A 15,496-nucleotide genomic window follows, 5' to 3' on the forward strand; every position below is an offset into this window, starting at 1 on the left:
ATGCGGATCGTGGTTCCGGACCGGCCCTCGGGGCGGCTGTCCGAGGCCTGGCGCTTCTGCGTCGGCACCGGCCGCTTCGAGCTCGCGCTGCGGCGCGACTACCAGGAGTCACTGGCGCTGGTCCAGCGGGAGATCGGCTTCCGGCACATCCGGAGCCACGGTTTTCTGGGAGAGGAGAGGCGATGAGCGAGGTGACGGCCGGGCGCGGGTTCGGCGAAGGGCCGCTCTCGCGGGCCTCGGCGCTGATCTACACCCTGCTGGTGGTCGAGGGCATGTTCCTGGTCGCGGCCGCGCCCGGGCTGATCGCGCTGACCCTGCTCGGCCGGGACGCCAGTAACGTGCCGCTGGCGGCGGCCTGCGCGCTGCCCCTCGGCCCCGCGCTGTCCGCGGCGCTCTACGCGGTGCGCCGGCGCAGCCGGGACCTGACGGATCTGCACCCGGCGGCGGCCTTCTGGCGCGGATATAAGGCCAACGTGCGCGGGGTGCTGAAGATCTGGGTCCCGTGGCTGGCGGGTCTGGCGGTCATCGGGACGAACCTCGCGAACTTCGCGGCTGCCGGGGTTCCGGGGTGGTGGGCGGTGCTGCTGGTGCTCGTCGCGGTGGCGGCCATGCTCTGGGTCGCCAACGCGTTGGTGATCACCTCCTTGTTCGAGTTCAGGGCCGTGGATGTGGCCCGGCTGGCCGCGTTCTTCCTCATGCGCTTCCCCAAGGCGACCCTGGGCAACCTGTCCCTGCTGGTCGTGGCGGCCGGCGTCACGATGGTCGCCACCGAGCTGGCGGCGGCCGTCCTGGCCTCGGCGTTCGCGGCGGCCCTGCTGTGGAACAGCCGGCCGATGATCGCCGAGGTCCAGGAGGAGTTCACCACCTAGGGGATGCGGCGGCCCTGCGCGTCCGGCACCCCCGACTTGCGGAAGAAGTAGGCGTTGATCTGGTCGCGCCACTCCTGCGCGCAGCGGAGCTGCTCGTCGAGCAGCTCCCGCACCCGGGCGTGCAGCGCCGGGTCCACCAGCCCTTCCATCTTGTCCCAGTGCGTGCGCATCTCAGCCACCTCGTCCGCCCCGGCGAAGTGGGTGTCGTAAATGTGCTGGATGACGGTCGAGCCGCTGTGCAGCACGTGCCCGTACGGCACGTGGTGGAAGAACAACAGCAGCTCGTCCGGGCACTGCTCCAGGGACTCGTAGACGTCGGACCACGGCTGCGGGTATTGGCCGGTGTAACCGGTGCCGGTGGCACGCGTGCGGTCCACGCCGACGCCGTCGCGGTCCGCGAAGTGGTACGTCCCCCACGGCGTGTACTCGTATCCGTCCACGTCGGGCCCGTAGTGATGGCCCGGCCTGACCATGAAGCCGACGCCCAGCGGCGCCGTGTACCGCTCGTAGGTCCGCCAGGAGCCGTCCATGATCGTGTGCAGCGTGCGCCGCAGCGGCTCGGCGGTCGGGGCGAAGGTGAGGTTGATCCACTCGTCGAGGACGGCGTCAGGGGCGAGGCGCGGGTCCCACGCCAGGCGGCCGAACGCGTACAGGTTGGCCTGGGCGAGCGGGTGCCCGGTCCAATACAGGTCGTCGCCCACGTTGGAGACCGCGACCAGCTCGGTGGCGACCCCGGCCACGTCGCGGCCGTCCTGGCCCCACGGCCGGAAATCGAGCAGCTCCCGCCACATCGGCGCCAGGTAGCAGACATGTTTCTGCTGGCCGGTGTACTCCTGCGTGACCTGGAACTCCACCGCCAGGCGGGTCGCGGGCATGGCCGCGATCACCGGCGAGACCGGCTCACGCGGCTGGAAGTCCATGGGGCCGTACTTCACCTGAAGGATCGCGTTGTCGCGGAAAATCCCGTCGAGCGGGGCGAAGTGGTCGTAGGCGGCGCGGGCGCGGTCGGTCGACCGATCGCGCCAGTCCTGCCGGTGGTTGTAGACGAATGCCCGCCAGTGCACGACCCCGCCGTGCGGGGCCAGGGCATCGGCCAGCATGTTGGCGCCGTCGGCGTGGCTGCGCCCGTACGCGAACGGGCCCGGCTGCCCCTCCGAGTCCGCCTTCACCACGAAGCCGCCGAAGTCGGGGATCGTCTCGTACACCCGCGCGGTGGTCGCGGCCCACCACCGCCGCACGCCCTCGTCCAGCGGGTCGGCGGTCGGCAGTCCGCCGAGCACGATGGGAGCGGCGAAGGTGACGGACAAGTGCACGTGGATTCCGTACGGGCGCAGCTCGGCGGCGATCGCGGCCACCTCGCCGAGGCGGTCGGTCAGTAGGCGGGCCTCCGTGGCGTGCACGTTCACGTTGTTGATCGCGATCGCGTTGATCCCGCAGGCGGCCAGCAGCCGTCCGTAGGCCCGCACCCGCGTCAGGTCGTCGCGCAGGACACCGTCCCGCCAGAAGATCGATCCGCCCGCGTAGCCGCGCTCGACCTGTCCCATGACCGGGTGCACGTCGATGTTGTCCCAGTGGTCGAGCATGCGCCGCCGCATCGCGGGCTCGTGCCGCTCTGCCGGCCGCGCCGCCTCGAACGCCGGCTCGCCGAGCCTGACCAGGTGGAACAGGCCGTACAGCAGGCCGGCCGGCGCGCTGGCGAGCACGACCGTGACGCCATCGTGGCGGGCGAGCACGTGACCTTCCTCGCCGATCGGCCCGGCCTCGGCCGCGACCGCCGCCGCGACCGGTGGCAGCGGGCCGGCCGTGGTGAGCGCGAGCACGAGATCGAAGGGGCCGTCGCCGGTCCGCTCGGCGCTGCCGCCGTAGCGGGCGCAGGCCGCCGCGACCTCGTCGTGCACGGTCCCGGTCAGGGCGCCGTCGCCGAGCACGAGGGCCCGGCGCGAACCGATCGCGCGGAACGCCTCCGACGGCAGCCACGCCGCGTGCACGTCGGTCAGCTCAGGTATGGTCACGAGGCTCCTCCGGCCCGTCACAATGATCGGTCGTGGACGAATCTATCGAAACCGGTCAGGCGGGCGGAGGCCAGACCAGGCCCAGGTACGCCGCGGGCCGGAACCGCCTAGGGTCTGCCCAGTGCCGTTGGCGTCCTATCCGGTGATCAGCGCGTTGACCACCAGCACCTCTTCGCCCGCGGGCCCGTCCAGCCGGATCGACACCTCCCACGCCCCAGACATGGGGAACAGCTCACCCTCGGCCACGAAACGGCCGGGCCCGGCCTGCCGCGCGATGATTTCGGGCGTGGAGTGCCCCATGCCGGGCATCACCGCCGACACGGCCACGGAGCCCGGATCGCCCGAGGTCACCAGCACCTCGACCGAGACGCGGCCCGTCGTCGGCTCCTCGATGACGACGGTGACGGCGTAACGGGCGCCCGTGCTGCTCACGCGGAGCGGCTCTGCCGCCCGGCTGCGCCCCACGATGAAGATCACGGCCACCACTACGACGAGGGCGACGGCGATCACGATCCGCTTCATCGGGCGGCCTCCGCGACGTCCACGGTGAACGGGACGGTCACGATGCGGTCGGCCAGGGCGTACTGGGCCCAGGCGAGATACCGCCCCGCCTCCGGGAAGCTGAAGGTGAAGCGCAGCCGAGAACCTCCGGAGCCCATCTCGTGCACATGGCCGAGGAAGTCCCCGTCCTGGCTGCGGACGATCACGTGACCGCCCATGCCGAGCCACGGCCGCACGGGTCCGGGGGCGTCGACCTCGACCGTCACCGGGCGGCCCACGACCGGCTCGGCAGGCGACATCCGCGGCGGCGCGCCCGGCTCACGGCCGGTGCCGGGAGTCGCGCCGTCGGCACTGGTGGCGGCGCCGCCTCCGAGGCTGGCCGGGTCCGCCTCGCCACCGACGCTGAACCGTCCGGTGAGGAGTTGTCCTCCGGAGTCCTCCCGTTCCAGTTCGACGTGCGTCACATAGGCGCCGGGCCGCTCGGCCCGCAGCCTGACCTCCAGCCGTCCCGGCGCCGTGCGCAGGGGATGCACGTGCCGGAAGAACCGCCCGTCCGCGCTGGTGACGACCACGTGAGCGAGCGCCTCATGGTGGACCGCGAGATCGTCCACGGGCCGCCCAGTGGACCCGTCGACGAGATCCACCCGCACGGTGAACTCCTCTCCCGCGGCCGGCCGCGCCGGCACCGTCTCCACCCGTCCCTGCACGAACGGACGCCCTCGCGCCTGCGACGTGACCACGGGCGCGGCGCCGTCGGGTGGCCCGGCAGGCAGCATCGGCTCGAACACGATCGCCATGACCGCGACCGTCACCCCCACGGCCGCGCCACCCGACACCGCCATGGCGCGGCCCGGCCGCGCCAGAGCCCCGGTGAGCAGTCCGCCCACCAGCAGCAATCCCGCCACGAAGAAGCCGCCGTAGATGAGGAACTCCGTCCACGGCTCGCGCTCCACGAGCACGCGGAACGGCACCACGGCGACCTCGTCCCCGGCCCGCAGCGTGAGCTCGTGCGGCCCGGTCCGCTCCACCCTGAGCTCCGTGTAGTGCGGATCCTGCAGCGCCGGACGCGCCACGCCGGTCACCGCGCGGCCGTCCTCGACCGACCGGACCCGCAGATCGATGGGGACGGCGGCGGCCGGCTCGAAGGCGATGACGCCGATCCGCAGCGGCCCGGGCACCCGCGTGGTGCCCTTGATCACCACGGTGACCTCCATGCCGGCGATCGTCTGGGCGATCCGCAGATCCGCGCCCGCCGAGACGTTGTGCGCGGCGGCCGGCGCGGCGCACGCCAGCACCAGCACGGCGACCAGACAGAGCAGCCGCAGCAGCCGGATCATGCCCTGTCGTCGACGGGCGGTCCGACCGGATCGGCCTGGCCGGCCGGGCTGGTCACGCCCGCCGCGTCCTGCTGGCCCGCCGCGCCGGGCTGGCCGGTCGCGTTGGGCAGGAACAGCGCCCCGAGCAGCAGCCCGATCAGCCCGGCCACGATCGGCGCGCCGGTCCACAACTCCGGCGTGTCGGGCAGCCCGCCGCCCGTCGCCGAGGCGAACCCGAGGTACAGCGACCAGGTGGCGAAGCTCGACAACCCAGCGAACGCCCAGAAGGCGTAGCGCCGGCCGGCCGACGGGCGCAGCCAGAGAATCAGCAGGTCGCCGGCGAGGCCCCCGGCCACCACGGCCAGCAGGATCGGCACGTTCTCGAACGCCGTCTGCGCGCCCGGCATGAGCACCGCCAGCGCGTACATGATGGTTACGCTGCCGAACGGCAGCCGCCACCGTCGCACCAGCAGCAGCACGGGCGCGAGCAGGACGATGTTGGTGAGGGCGATCGTCGTGGCGAGCCGCTCCGCGTCCCCGCCGTTCAGGATGGAGAAGGCCTCGACGATGTGGGGGGCGCGCCACTGCAGGGCGTCGCCGTACGACAGGAACAACGACACCAGCGTGGTCGCGAACGCCAGCCCGATCAGCGCCGGCAGCAGCCGGCCAAGCGTCGGCCGCGCGCCCACGTCGGGGGCGTTCCAGGCGGAGCGGAGCGGCGTGGTGATGATGAGCAGCATCGACGTGACCAGCCCCAGATGCGACGGGCTGAACAGGATGTCGACCCTCGTCTCGATGCCGAGGAGGGTGTGCCACATCATGTCGGCGAAGCCGAAGGCGGCGAACGCGGGCACCGCCACGAGCCCGGCCAGATACCCCTGGGGCACCGCCGCGAGTCCCGGCCGGCCGGTGCGGACGTTGCGCCACACCTGCCAGATGATCCAGCCGGATACGGCCGCGAATCCCGAGTAGAACGCCGCGTGCCAAGGCGTGAAGAACGTCTCCAGCTCGCTGTCGAGGTTGGAATGCGCCCAGGCGTCGATCATCAGCCCGATGCCGAACCACACCCCCAGCAGTGCTGTGACGAGATCAGTACGGGGCGACACCCACGTCCGCGGCTCACCCGTGTCCACCAATAACCGTCGAATTCCGGCATTCGCCAAAGCCATCTCGAGCCTCCCTTCGCCTGAGTTCGATCTTTCCAGACTTGGCATAAGGGCGCAGTGGCGAATTTACGCCGAACGTGGCTTTGAGTAATGGCGATTTCGCGCTGCGTCCTAAATGTGACTCTTTTCGAAGAGACAATGCACGGCCGGTGACCGATATTCGGCGTCGTCGCCGTGTGACATGTATCACCCTCATATGTTTGGCCGGCCTGTCACCTCCTCGCGCCCCGAGCCGTCATAGCGGTGGTCCCGGCGGAACGGGACCCCCAGGCATCTGAAGAGGAGTGCGAAAGATGACGAACACTGACCTGCGAAGCGCCGTCGACGGCCGCGTGTCGCTGCCCGGAGACGACGGGTTCGAGCAGACCGCCAAAGCATGGAACCTGGCGATCGAACAACGAGTGGCCGCCGTCGTGGAGGCCGCGGGGGCCGGCGACGTGGCGGCCGTCGTCGGCTACGCCCGCCGCTCCGGCCTCTCGGTGAGCGCCCAGCCGACCGGCCACGGCGCCTCGGGCGACACCGACGGCGTGATCCTGCTGCGTACGGGCAGACTGGACGAGCTGCACGTGAACCCCGAGGAGCGCACGGCACGCGTGGGCGCCGGCGTCCAGTGGGGGCGGGTCCTGGCGGCGACCGGGCCGCACGGCCTGACCGGCCTGGCAGGCAGCAACCCCGTGGTCGGCGTGACCGGCTACACCCTCGGCGGCGGCGTGAGCTGGTTCGGCCGCAAGCACGGCTTCGCCGCCGACAGCGTGACGGCCTTCGAGGTCGTCACCGCCGACGGCGAGCAGGCCAGGGTCACCGCGGACACCGACCCCGACCTGTTCTGGGCGCTGCGCGGCGGAGGCGGCGACTTCGCGCTGGTGACCGCCGTCGAGTTCGACCTGCACCCGGCCCCGAACCTGTACGGCGGCAGCCTGATGTGGCCGGGCCACCGCACCCGCGAGGTGTTCGACGCCTTCCTGGAGATCACCGCCGAGGCCCCGGACGAGCTGTCCGTCTGGTTCAACCGGATGCAGTTCCCGCAGGCGCCGCCCATGGTCGGGCTCGCCGTCGCCTTCCTCGGCGACGAGGCCGAAGGGCGGGCGCTGCTGGCCCGCCTCGACAAGATCGACGACGTCATCGCCGACAAGCGCGGCCAGGTCGCCGTCGCGAACCTGGGCGAGATCACCGCCGAGCCCACCGACCCGGCGCCCGCCCGCTCACGGACGGAGCTGCTGACCGGACTTGACGACGCGGCGATCGAGGTCTTGACGGGCCCGCCGATCGAGCCTCTGGTCGGCCTCCAGCTCAGGCACCTGGGCGGCGCGCTGGCCGCCTCCCGTCCGGGTGGCGGGCCGAGCGGCCCGATGGCGGAGCCGTACATGCTCTACATGCTCGGGCTGGCGCTCAACCCGGAGATGTCCGCGGCCGTGGGCGCCAAGCAGGCGAGCCTCGCTGAGGAGCTCGGCGTGCGGGTCAGCGGGCGCAAGCCGTACACGATGCTCGCGCGGGGCGAGCGGGCGGCGGCGGCCTTCTCCGGCGACACGATCGCGAGGCTGCGGGACATCAAGCGGGCCCGCGACCCGCAGAGCGTGCTGCGGGCCAACTTCCCCGTGCTGGCGTAACGCTTCTCCGCCTGCAGCTCGACCGGCGCTGTCCGGTCGAGCTGCTGGTGCCGGATCTCCGGTGTGGCCTCAGCCGAGTGGTGCGGCGATCTGGATGAGGTCGATGTCGGGTGCGTAGCCGGCCGAGGCGTTGCCGAACGTGATCGTGTTCGCGCCCGCGGCCAGGACCACGTCCACGACCGTGGTGCGGTAGTTCGACCAGCCCAGCGTGTTGCGGAAGTAGTGCCTGGCCGGCGCGCCGCCGTTGACGGAGATGTCGGCGTAGCGGTCGACGATGTTGGAGTTGTAGTTGGTGGCGCCCTCGCCCAGCTCGCCGTTGGCGTAGGTGACGACCATGCGGTAGCGGCCGGCGGCTGGGACGGTGACGTTGTTGAAGCGCAGCGTGTTGGCCGCGCCCGCGCCGATGTAGCCGACGTACGCCCCGCCCGACGCCGCGGAGTTGGACGCCACCCTGGCGGCGCCGCTCAGCGTGTTGGCCGAGGATTCCGCCTGGTACGAGGTGATCGTCCCGGTGGTGGACGTGACGTCGATGTAGTCGATGTTGACCGCGTCCCGGTCGTCGGAGGCGTAGGCGTTGACGTCGACGCGGTTGATCCCGGCGGTCAGGAACACCTTGGTGGTGACGGTGTTCCAGGAGTTCCAGTCTGCGGTGCCGGGCAACGTCACGGTGGTGAGGTCGGCGCCGTTGAGCCGCATCCGGACCGAGCGGGTGGCCGGGGCGCCGTTGTACGGGCCGGCCGAGTAGCGCAGGGCGATGGCGTAATAGCCGTCCGCGGGGGCGGTCACCACGAACTTGGTGCTCGCCGTGGTGCTGGCGCCGTACCCCTCGGCGAAGTACGTGCCGGAGTAGCCGGTGTTCGATCCGTAGGTGACGCGGGCCGAGCCGGCCAGGGTGGCGTACTCGGCCTCGTACCGCTGCTGCGAGGCCGCCTGGGACAGGTCCTTGTCCGGGGTCACGACCACGTGGTACGCCGACGTGCCCTTCAGCCCGGTCAGCGGGATCGTGATCTGCCCGCCGGAGGCCGTGTAGTCGCTCTCGCTCACCCGGTAGGGGCCGGGGGAGGAGTTCAGCCCGGTGTTATCGACGCCCCACACGGTGGCGTGCACCGTGCCGCCCAGGTAGGAGGGGATGCCCTTGACGACCAGGTTCGTGTCGTAGGTGCCGCTCGCCGGGTTGTTGCCGCCGAAGATCACGCGAGCCTGCTTCTTGGCCGCGTCCAGCGCCGCCACGCCCTGCAACGGGCCGCCCGGCGCGGGCGGAGTGACGGCGACCGTGGTCCCGGTCAGCTCGCCGTACCACTTGTACAACCACCAGCCGCCGGTCGCCTGGTTGTTCCTGGTGACCAGGTCGTTGAGCCCGCCCGCCGTCGTCCAGTACGCCAGGCAGCCGTCGACCTTGCTGTTCTCGAACTTGGCCACGAACTGCACCAGGTTGCCAGGCACGCCGAGGTCGCCGGAGAACCGGCCGTACTCGTTGATGGTGATCTGGCGTGGCGAGACGCCCAGGCTCGACTCGATCGCCCGGTAGTCGGCGTAGTGCTCGTGCCAGCTGGTGTAGAAGTCGTCGCCCAGCTCGTGCCACGTCATCACGTCGGGCAGCACGTTGTTGTCGCGAGCGAAGCGCAGGAACGACCGCAGGTCGGCCGAGCGGTAGGAGGCGAAGTTGGGCCCGGCGATGCGGCCGCCGGGGTCGATGGAGCGGATGCGCTGGTAGACGGTCCTGTAGTCGTTGAGGAAGCCGGTCAGATTTCCTGAGTACCAGATCTGGTCGGGCTCGTTGAACGGGACGTAGACGTAGGAGGTGCGGTACGGGTCGGCGACCACCTTCCTCGTCATCGTGTCCACCTTGGCCAGGTAGTCGGCGATGCCGAGGTTCTCGTACGGCCACTGCTTGTAGATGTCCTGCATGTAGATCTGGATGTCGCGGCCGCCCGCCCGCTTGAACATCGGGGCGACCTTGAGCGCGTCACCGTTCGGATGTTGTAGGCCGTCAGGGGCCTTCTGGGCGGTGACCTGGGGTTTGAGTGCGGCGAGCATGGTCTCGTTCGGGATGCCCTCGTCGCCGAGCCCGTACAGGAAGCCCGTGGCGCCATAGCGCAGAGGGCCGGTCTGGGTGGCGAGGTCGACGACGAGCTGGGACGGCGCGGCGGCGCCCGGAGTCGCGGGTACCACACTCATCACGAGGGCCGCTGCCAAGGCCGCGGACCAAGCATGTCTCCTCCTCATGGCGCTCCTCACAGCGCTCGATGTGATCGGTCACATCTTTCTGCTGCATGAGTGTGATCGGTCACATGGATCAGGAGAAGAGGTGTTGCCAGGTTGTTACCGGCAAATGTCGGGGAGACCTGCACACGGGCGTTGGCCTACACTCGTTGTCATGGTGTTCACCGAACGGTCGGCGGCGACCCGCACCTCCATCCTCGCAGCCGCCAGGAAGCTGCTCATCGAGCGAGGCTACGAGGCCATGACGATCCGGGCCGTGGCCGCCCAGGTCGGCGTCGACCCGTCGATGGTCATGCGGTACTACGGCAGCAAGGCCGGCCTGTTCAGTGCCGCCGTGGACGTGGACCTGCGGCTCGCGGAGGCGCCTGAGCCGCCGCCGGACCGGCTCGGCGAGCTGCTCGTGCGCCACTTCCTGGACCGCTGGGAAGGCGGCCTGCCCGACGACGTGCTGATCCTGCTGCTGCGGTCGGCCTCGACCAACCCCATGGCCGCCGAGCGAATGCGGGAGGTCTTCCAGACGCAGATCGTCGCGTTCGTGGCCCGGGTGACGGGCGCGGACGACGCCGCACGCCGGGCCGGACTGGTCAGCACGCAACTGCTCGGGCTGGCGCTCACCCGGTATGTGCTTCAGTTGCCGCCGATGGCGGCGGCCGACCCGGAGAGCCTGGTCCGCGATCTCGGGCCCGCCGTGCAGCGTTACCTGACGGGCTGACGCGGGTCCAGCGGACGCCATTCGGCGTGCTGAGCAGCCCGCCGAGGGGGTGCGCATGATCGGTGAGGCTGTTCTGCGCGCAGCGCCAAGGGTGGTGCGCGCAGCGCCAACGCCAGGGGCGGGGTCGCCGACCCATCATGGAACCCGAATCCGGCAAAGCCCTCTTATCGGGGAACGGGCTCAGGGCTGAGCGACACCGACGAACAGAGCCCGCCGTTACATCATGACCACGTCACACATCATGACCGTCACCAAGGTGGGATTGGCCACCGCCACGGCCACTGTCATGGCCGCCGGTCTGCTCGGCGCTCCGGCGTTCGCCGCCACCGGCGAGACCGGGGAGAGCGCGACGGCAGCGGCGACGCAGTCCTTCGGCTGCAGGAAGATCTCAGGCAGCCCGAAGGGTGCTCCCAACGCGGACATCGCCGTCCGCTACTGCTGGAAGGGTAAACGCGTCACCTGGACGGCCTACTTCTATCCCCGGGGCACACGCATCGCACTCGAGGCGACCGGCGTGTACGGGGGAGTCGTCCACACCAAGAAGTCGCGCCCCCGGGTGTCCTACGACACGGCACGCGGGAGCTTCCGCAAGGCTCGCCACGTGTGGTTCAAGGCGTGCAAGGTCAGGGGCAGCACGGTGTTCTACGCCTGCACCGTGCTTCGCTGATCACATCCGGCCAGGCCCGATGCCTGCCGGCCGCTCCCGTCCGATGAGCCTCGCCATGCGCCGCATCCTACGGTCAAGGTCCGGCAATCTCGGCACGTGAAACTTTCACCGGTAAGCCGCAGGTCGATGCCCGAACCGACGCGTTCCGGTTGACGGCTGTCCCCGCCCGTGCGATCAAAGCCCGAGCAGGGACAGCCGCTCCATCAATTAAGGCTGTCCTCTCAACTGATTCCGGCACGATGCCCGTCCGACCGATGGGAAAGCGCTTGCCTCAACAAGTGCAGAAGGGCAGAGAGCGGCCTTGACACTCCGACCCCAGTTCAGAGGCGGTTGGCACCGCCGGCTCGCCACGGTGGCTGCCATGATCATGGCCATGGCCGGCGCCGCGGCGGTGACGCCACCGCCGGCGCAAGCGGCCACCGTCGACACCAGCGCCTGGTACGTGCTGGTCAACCGGCACAGCGGCAAAGCGCTCGACGTGTACAACCTGGCCGCCAACGACGGCGCGCCGATCGTGCAGTGGCCCCGCAACGACGGCAACTGGCAGCAGTGGCAGTTCGTCAGTTCGGGGAGCGGCTACTACCGGCTGAAGTCCCGCCACAGCGGCAAGGTGCTGGACATCTTCGAGCACTCCACGGCGGGCGGTGCCCAGGTCGTGCAGTGGACCGACCTCAACGGCTACAACCAGCAGTTCCGGCTGGCCGACTCCGACAGCGGCCACGTCCGGCTGATCAACCGCAACAGCGGCAAGGCCCTGGAGGTCTGGGAGTGGTCGACCGCCGACGGCGCCCGCATCTCCCAGTGGGACGACCTCAACGGCGCCAACCAGCAGTGGCAGCTCGTCAAGATGGGCAGCGGCGGCTCTGGCGGTGGTGACGGCAGCGGTGCCTGGCCCAGCGACACCGGCAGCGTGCATCAGACGACGACCCGCAACACCGGGTCGTTCTTCGACGGTGGGATGAAGCGTTACTACGGCATCGGCGACGGCGGTCAGAGCGAGAGCCAGGATCCGATGTTCGTGGTGCCCAATGGGGGCACGATCCAGAACGTCATCATCGATGCCCCGGCCGGTGACGGTATCCACTGCGAGGGTTCGTGCACGATCCGCAACGTGTGGTGGAACGACGTCGGTGAGGATGCGGCCACGTTCAAGTCCTCCAGTTCCTCGGCGACGTACCTGGTGGACGGTGGCGGTGCCAAGTCGGGTGCGGACAAGGTGTTCCAGCACAACGGCGCCGGCACGGTGACGATCAAGAACTTCCAGGTGCACAGTTCCGGCAAGTTGTACCGGGCCTGCGGTAACTGCTCCACGTCCTATCAGCGGCACGTGGTGATGGATGGTGTCACCGCGCGGACTACCAAGGTGCTGGCCGGGATCAACACGAACTGGGGCGACACCGCGCGCTTCAGCCGGATCACGGTGTACGGCAGCGCCGTGATCTGTGAGAAGTATCGAGGTGTGCCGAAGGGCAGCGAGCCGGTGAAGATCGGCGAGGGCGCCGACGGTGTGAACTGCCTCTACTCCTCGTCCGACATCACCTACCGCTAGCACGTGCCGGGCCTCGACGGAGGCCGCCTTCCTTCGAGGCCCGCGCATGTTAGCGCTACCAGCGGGAGAACTCCCATGAGACGCCTGGCAATCCTGCCCCTCCTCCTGATCATCTCTTTCTTCTTCCCCGTGCAGAGCGCCCTGGCCGACACGAACGTGGCCAGATCGGCGACGCCGACGGCCTCGTACACCTCGCCGTGGGAGAGCGTCGCGGCGATCAACGACGGCATCGACCCGCCGCGCTCGAACGACACCGTCAACCGGCGCTGGGGCACCTGGCCCAACACCGGAACCCAATGGGCCGAGCTGACCTGGTCCTCGGCCCAGACCATCAGATCCGCCGACGTGTACTTCTTCGACGACGGCGGCGGCGTGCGAGTGCCCGCCTCCTGGAAGCTGCAGCGCTGGACCGGCAGCGCCTACGCCGACATCCCCGGCACCTACCCCACCGCGCTCAACGCCTACAACACGGTCACGTTCACGCAGGTCAGCACCACGCGGCTACGCGTGGTGCTGCAGAGCGGCCAGGCGTCGGTCGGGCTGCTGGAGGTCAGGGCGTGGGCGCCCGACACGGGCGGCGGCCAGACCGGCTGGAACCCGCCCTCTCACCTGGTCACCCCGCTCAACGAGGTGTGGCAGCACCAGGAGAGCACGTACCCCAACCTGTACGGGTTCCGCAACTACGGCTGGGACCAGATCATGGCCAACGGCGGCTCGATCAACTACTGCGTGCGCTGGGACACCAGCGCCACGGTGACGGCCGCCCAGCGTGACCAGATCCACGCCACCCTGGCCCGCCAGTTCAAGAAGTGGATGGACGTCATGGTCGGCCACAACGGCTGGCCATACGCGAACGTGCCGGTCAAGGTGGTCGGCTGGGCCGTGCGCGACCGCGCGCAGCTGCAGTGGAGCGACACCTCCGTCGACATCTACGTCAACAACATCCGCGAGAACGCGCCGCAGTGCGCCGAGCCGTGCGGCCGCTTCTTCAACCAGGGCGGCAACTATCCCAACTGCCCGGGCGGCGCGTCGCACCACTACGACATGTCGCTCTGGCTCACCGCGGGCTTCGGCGGCGGCGCCGGTGGCGACTGGGGGCAGCGGATCGGCAGCGAGTACTACATGAGCAACCTCAACACCGACAACATTCACATCCTGCTGCATGAGATGGGCCACTCGTTCGGCCTGGACGACTTCTACGACTGGACCCCGACCGGCCAGTGCTGCTTCCTCATGAAGGCGGGCAGCGCGTCGTCGATCACGGAGTTCGACGCCTGGATGTTCCGCGACTGGTGGCGGCACCTGAAGAGCCGCTACGGCCTCTGAGCAAGACGAGGGCCGGCCGCCGTTCGAGCGGCCGGCCCTCGGCGTCAGCTCACCGTGAGCGTGTACTCGCGGGTGAGAGGAGTGCTCAGCTTGTCGTGGTCCCTGAGTTGGACGGTGAACTTGTACGAGCCGCTCTTGGCCGGGGTGCCGGTGACGGCCCCGGTGAACCGGTCGAGGCTCAGCCCTTCGGGCAGCGCGCCGCGCACGACCTGCCAGTCGTAGAACGGCACCCCGCCCTTGGCTTTCAGCCGCTGGTCGTACGCGGCCCCGGCGGTCGCCGCGGGCAACGAGGCGGTCTCGATCGAGGGCTTGAGGAACGGGGTGAGGTTGCGGTTCAGCTTCCAGCCGGCGGCCTCCGCGATCAGCAGCGTCAGCTTGGTCAGCTCCCACCGCCGGGTCGGGAAGTGGTGGCGCCAGCCGCCGTTCTGGCCGCTGAGCCGGTCCCAGTACGGCTCGTCGCCGGGCACGTGATAGCTGGTGTCGAGCGGCACCGGGTAGCCCTGGTAGTCGATGACGTCCTTGTAGTCGGCGCCCTTGGCGGCGACGTAGTCGGCCATGCCCTCCCAGTCGCTGTGGAAGGCCACCGCGTGGCCGTACTCGTGCATGACCAGGCCCTGCACGTCGATGTACTGGCCGAGGTCGGTCTTGTACCAGTCCTCGTCCTCCAGCGACGTGAACAGCTTCATGAGCTGCTCGTCGTACTCCAGGATCATGCTGGTCGAGCGGTGGTACGGGGTCGGCTTGTTGTTCTGGGTGTGGAACTTGCCGTTGATCGTGGGGTAGCCGGTCGAGTACGGCGTCTGGATGCCGCGGAACCACACGTACATGCCGCTGTACGGCTTGGCGTTGGTGGCCTCGACCTCGTTCTGCCAGTCGTTGCCCGGCAGCCGGTTGACCTCGTCGCCGGCCGGGACCGTGTCGAACGGCTTCAGGTCGAAGAAGGCGAACCAGTTCTTGACCGCCTGCTCGGCCGCCTTGCGTACGCCGGGGTCGGAGAAGTAGCCGGTGATCGTGTCGTAGCGGTAGTCGAAGTCGATGGGGATGGTGGGCTCGAGCGGGGTCTTCTCGTCCTGCTGCACCCGGATCGGCATGGTCTGGGTGCGTTTGGCGCCGGTCGCGTCGGTGGTCTTCATGACCCACTGGTGCAGCTCGTCGGATCCCGCGCCCTGCTTGGAATGGATGGCCAGCCGCACGACCTCCCGGTCGTACGGCCCGGTCAGGGTGAAGGACTTGGTCGCGCCGGTGGCGGTCAGCTCGCTCGGCATGTTGAACATGAGCCGGGAGGTGCCCTTGGCGTGCAGGTCCACCTTGAGCGGATAGGTGATCCCGGGCACCCGCGGTGCCCGGACGGTGAGCTCGACGTACGGGTTGGCGAGGTAGCCCTGCCAGTCCACGAGCTGCACGCCGTAGTCGTTGACCTTGCGGAAGAAGATGTCGTACACCTCCAGCGCCGGCGCCTCCTTGGGGGCGGCGAGGCTGGGGGAGGGGAGGGACAGCGCGCCCGCCAGAGCAGCGAACGCGCCGAACATCACGATCTTCCTCATGGAA

The 15,496-nt window shown here is 69.7% G+C and carries 13 protein-coding genes; 7 read left to right on the forward strand and 6 right to left on the reverse strand.

Annotation, left to right across the window (positions count from 1 at the left end; translation table 11 throughout):
• Positions 1-186: a GH39 family glycosyl hydrolase gene (locus tag ACTWPT_RS29840; protein ID WP_443180796.1), complete on the forward strand. Its 186-nt coding sequence runs from the start codon at positions 1-3 to the stop codon at positions 184-186.
• Positions 183-869 carry a hypothetical protein gene (locus ACTWPT_RS29845; protein WP_443180797.1) on the forward strand — a complete coding sequence of 229 codons (687 nt, stop codon included), beginning with the start codon at positions 183-185 and terminating at the stop codon, positions 867-869. The genes ACTWPT_RS29840 and ACTWPT_RS29845 overlap by 4 nt, the downstream gene beginning before the upstream one ends.
• Here ACTWPT_RS29845 and ACTWPT_RS29850 read toward each other — a convergent pair.
• The 4 genes from ACTWPT_RS29850 to ACTWPT_RS29865 all read right to left on the reverse strand — a co-directional run bounded on the left by ACTWPT_RS29850 (position 866) and on the right by ACTWPT_RS29865 (position 5,867).
• On the reverse strand, positions 866-2,881 hold the full coding sequence (locus tag ACTWPT_RS29850; protein ID WP_443180798.1) for an alpha-glucuronidase: 2,016 nt from the start codon (positions 2,879-2,881) through the stop codon (positions 866-868). The two genes, ACTWPT_RS29845 and ACTWPT_RS29850, sit on opposite strands and share 4 nt — an antisense overlap.
• A 135-nt stretch (positions 2,882-3,016) precedes the next feature.
• On the reverse strand, positions 3,017-3,403 hold the full coding sequence (locus tag ACTWPT_RS29855; protein WP_443180799.1) for a FixH family protein: 387 nt from the start codon (positions 3,401-3,403) through the stop codon (positions 3,017-3,019).
• Entirely contained in the window at positions 3,400-4,719 is a 1,320-nt protein-coding gene (locus ACTWPT_RS29860) for a hypothetical protein (protein ID WP_443180800.1), read from the reverse strand. The genes ACTWPT_RS29855 and ACTWPT_RS29860 overlap by 4 nt, the downstream gene beginning before the upstream one ends.
• A complete protein-coding gene (locus ACTWPT_RS29865; RefSeq protein ID WP_443180801.1) occupies positions 4,716-5,867 on the reverse strand; it encodes a hypothetical protein in 1,152 nt (383 codons plus the stop codon). Before ACTWPT_RS29865 ends, ACTWPT_RS29860 begins: the two co-directional genes overlap by 4 nt.
• A gap of 290 nt (positions 5,868-6,157) precedes the next feature.
• Here ACTWPT_RS29865 and ACTWPT_RS29870 point away from each other — a divergent pair, with 290 nt between their 5' ends.
• A complete protein-coding gene (locus ACTWPT_RS29870; protein ID WP_443180802.1) occupies positions 6,158-7,471 on the forward strand; it encodes an FAD-binding oxidoreductase in 1,314 nt (437 codons plus the stop codon).
• 69 nt (positions 7,472-7,540) lie between these two features.
• Here ACTWPT_RS29870 and ACTWPT_RS29875 read toward each other — a convergent pair whose 3' ends face one another.
• A complete protein-coding gene (locus ACTWPT_RS29875) occupies positions 7,541-9,649 on the reverse strand; it encodes a carbohydrate-binding protein (protein ID WP_443180803.1) in 2,109 nt (702 codons plus the stop codon).
• A 199-nt stretch (positions 9,650-9,848) separates the two neighbouring features.
• Between ACTWPT_RS29875 and ACTWPT_RS29880 the strand changes: the two genes are divergently transcribed.
• The 4 genes from ACTWPT_RS29880 to ACTWPT_RS29895 all read left to right on the forward strand — a co-directional run bounded on the left by ACTWPT_RS29880 (position 9,849) and on the right by ACTWPT_RS29895 (position 13,948).
• Complete coding sequence (locus ACTWPT_RS29880) at positions 9,849-10,406, forward strand: TetR/AcrR family transcriptional regulator (protein ID WP_443180804.1); 558 nt, start codon at positions 9,849-9,851, stop codon at positions 10,404-10,406.
• Positions 10,407-10,629: 223 nt separating this feature from the next.
• The gene (locus ACTWPT_RS29885; RefSeq protein ID WP_443180805.1) at positions 10,630-11,073 is read left to right on the forward strand and encodes a hypothetical protein; all 444 of its coding nucleotides are present in this window, start codon (positions 10,630-10,632) and stop codon (positions 11,071-11,073) included.
• 361 nt (positions 11,074-11,434) lie between these two features.
• Positions 11,435-12,622, forward strand: coding sequence for a pectate lyase (locus ACTWPT_RS29890; RefSeq protein WP_443180806.1), 1,188 nt, complete (start codon positions 11,435-11,437; stop codon positions 12,620-12,622).
• A gap of 75 nt (positions 12,623-12,697) precedes the next feature.
• Positions 12,698-13,948 carry a hypothetical protein gene (locus ACTWPT_RS29895; RefSeq protein WP_443180807.1) on the forward strand — a complete coding sequence of 417 codons (1,251 nt, stop codon included), beginning with the start codon at positions 12,698-12,700 and terminating at the stop codon, positions 13,946-13,948.
• Positions 13,949-13,992: 44 nt separating this feature from the next.
• Here ACTWPT_RS29895 and ACTWPT_RS29900 read toward each other — a convergent pair whose 3' ends face one another.
• Positions 13,993-15,492 carry an Ig domain-containing protein gene (locus ACTWPT_RS29900; RefSeq protein ID WP_443180808.1) on the reverse strand — a complete coding sequence of 500 codons (1,500 nt, stop codon included), beginning with the start codon at positions 15,490-15,492 and terminating at the stop codon, positions 13,993-13,995.
• Between the last annotated feature and the right edge of the window lie 4 nt (positions 15,493-15,496).

Origin of the sequence: Nonomuraea sp. 3N208 (assembly GCF_052245935.1) — a bacterium.
In the GTDB taxonomy this organism is placed as follows: domain Bacteria; phylum Actinomycetota; class Actinomycetes; order Streptosporangiales; family Streptosporangiaceae; genus Nonomuraea.

Coding starts and splice junctions, on each gene's coding strand:
- ACTWPT_RS29895 (WP_443180807.1), top strand. CDS start 12,698: ATGAGACGCCTGGCAATCCTGCCCCTCCTCCTGATCATCTCTTTCTTC.
- ACTWPT_RS29860 (WP_443180800.1), bottom strand. CDS start 4,719: ATGATCCGGCTGCTGCGGCTGCTCTGTCTGGTCGCCGTGCTGGTGCTG.
- ACTWPT_RS29870 (WP_443180802.1), top strand. CDS start 6,158: ATGACGAACACTGACCTGCGAAGCGCCGTCGACGGCCGCGTGTCGCTG.
- ACTWPT_RS29865 (WP_443180801.1), bottom strand. CDS start 5,867: ATGGCTTTGGCGAATGCCGGAATTCGACGGTTATTGGTGGACACGGGT.
- ACTWPT_RS29880 (WP_443180804.1), top strand. CDS start 9,849: ATGGTGTTCACCGAACGGTCGGCGGCGACCCGCACCTCCATCCTCGCA.
- ACTWPT_RS29855 (WP_443180799.1), bottom strand. CDS start 3,403: ATGAAGCGGATCGTGATCGCCGTCGCCCTCGTCGTAGTGGTGGCCGTG.
- ACTWPT_RS29900 (WP_443180808.1), bottom strand. CDS start 15,492: ATGAGGAAGATCGTGATGTTCGGCGCGTTCGCTGCTCTGGCGGGCGCG.
- ACTWPT_RS29890 (WP_443180806.1), top strand. CDS start 11,435: ATGATCATGGCCATGGCCGGCGCCGCGGCGGTGACGCCACCGCCGGCG.
- ACTWPT_RS29875 (WP_443180803.1), bottom strand. CDS start 9,649: ATGAGTGTGGTACCCGCGACTCCGGGCGCCGCCGCGCCGTCCCAGCTC.
- ACTWPT_RS29845 (WP_443180797.1), top strand. CDS start 183: ATGAGCGAGGTGACGGCCGGGCGCGGGTTCGGCGAAGGGCCGCTCTCG.
- ACTWPT_RS29885 (WP_443180805.1), top strand. CDS start 10,630: ATGACCACGTCACACATCATGACCGTCACCAAGGTGGGATTGGCCACC.
- ACTWPT_RS29840 (WP_443180796.1), top strand. CDS start 1: ATGCGGATCGTGGTTCCGGACCGGCCCTCGGGGCGGCTGTCCGAGGCC.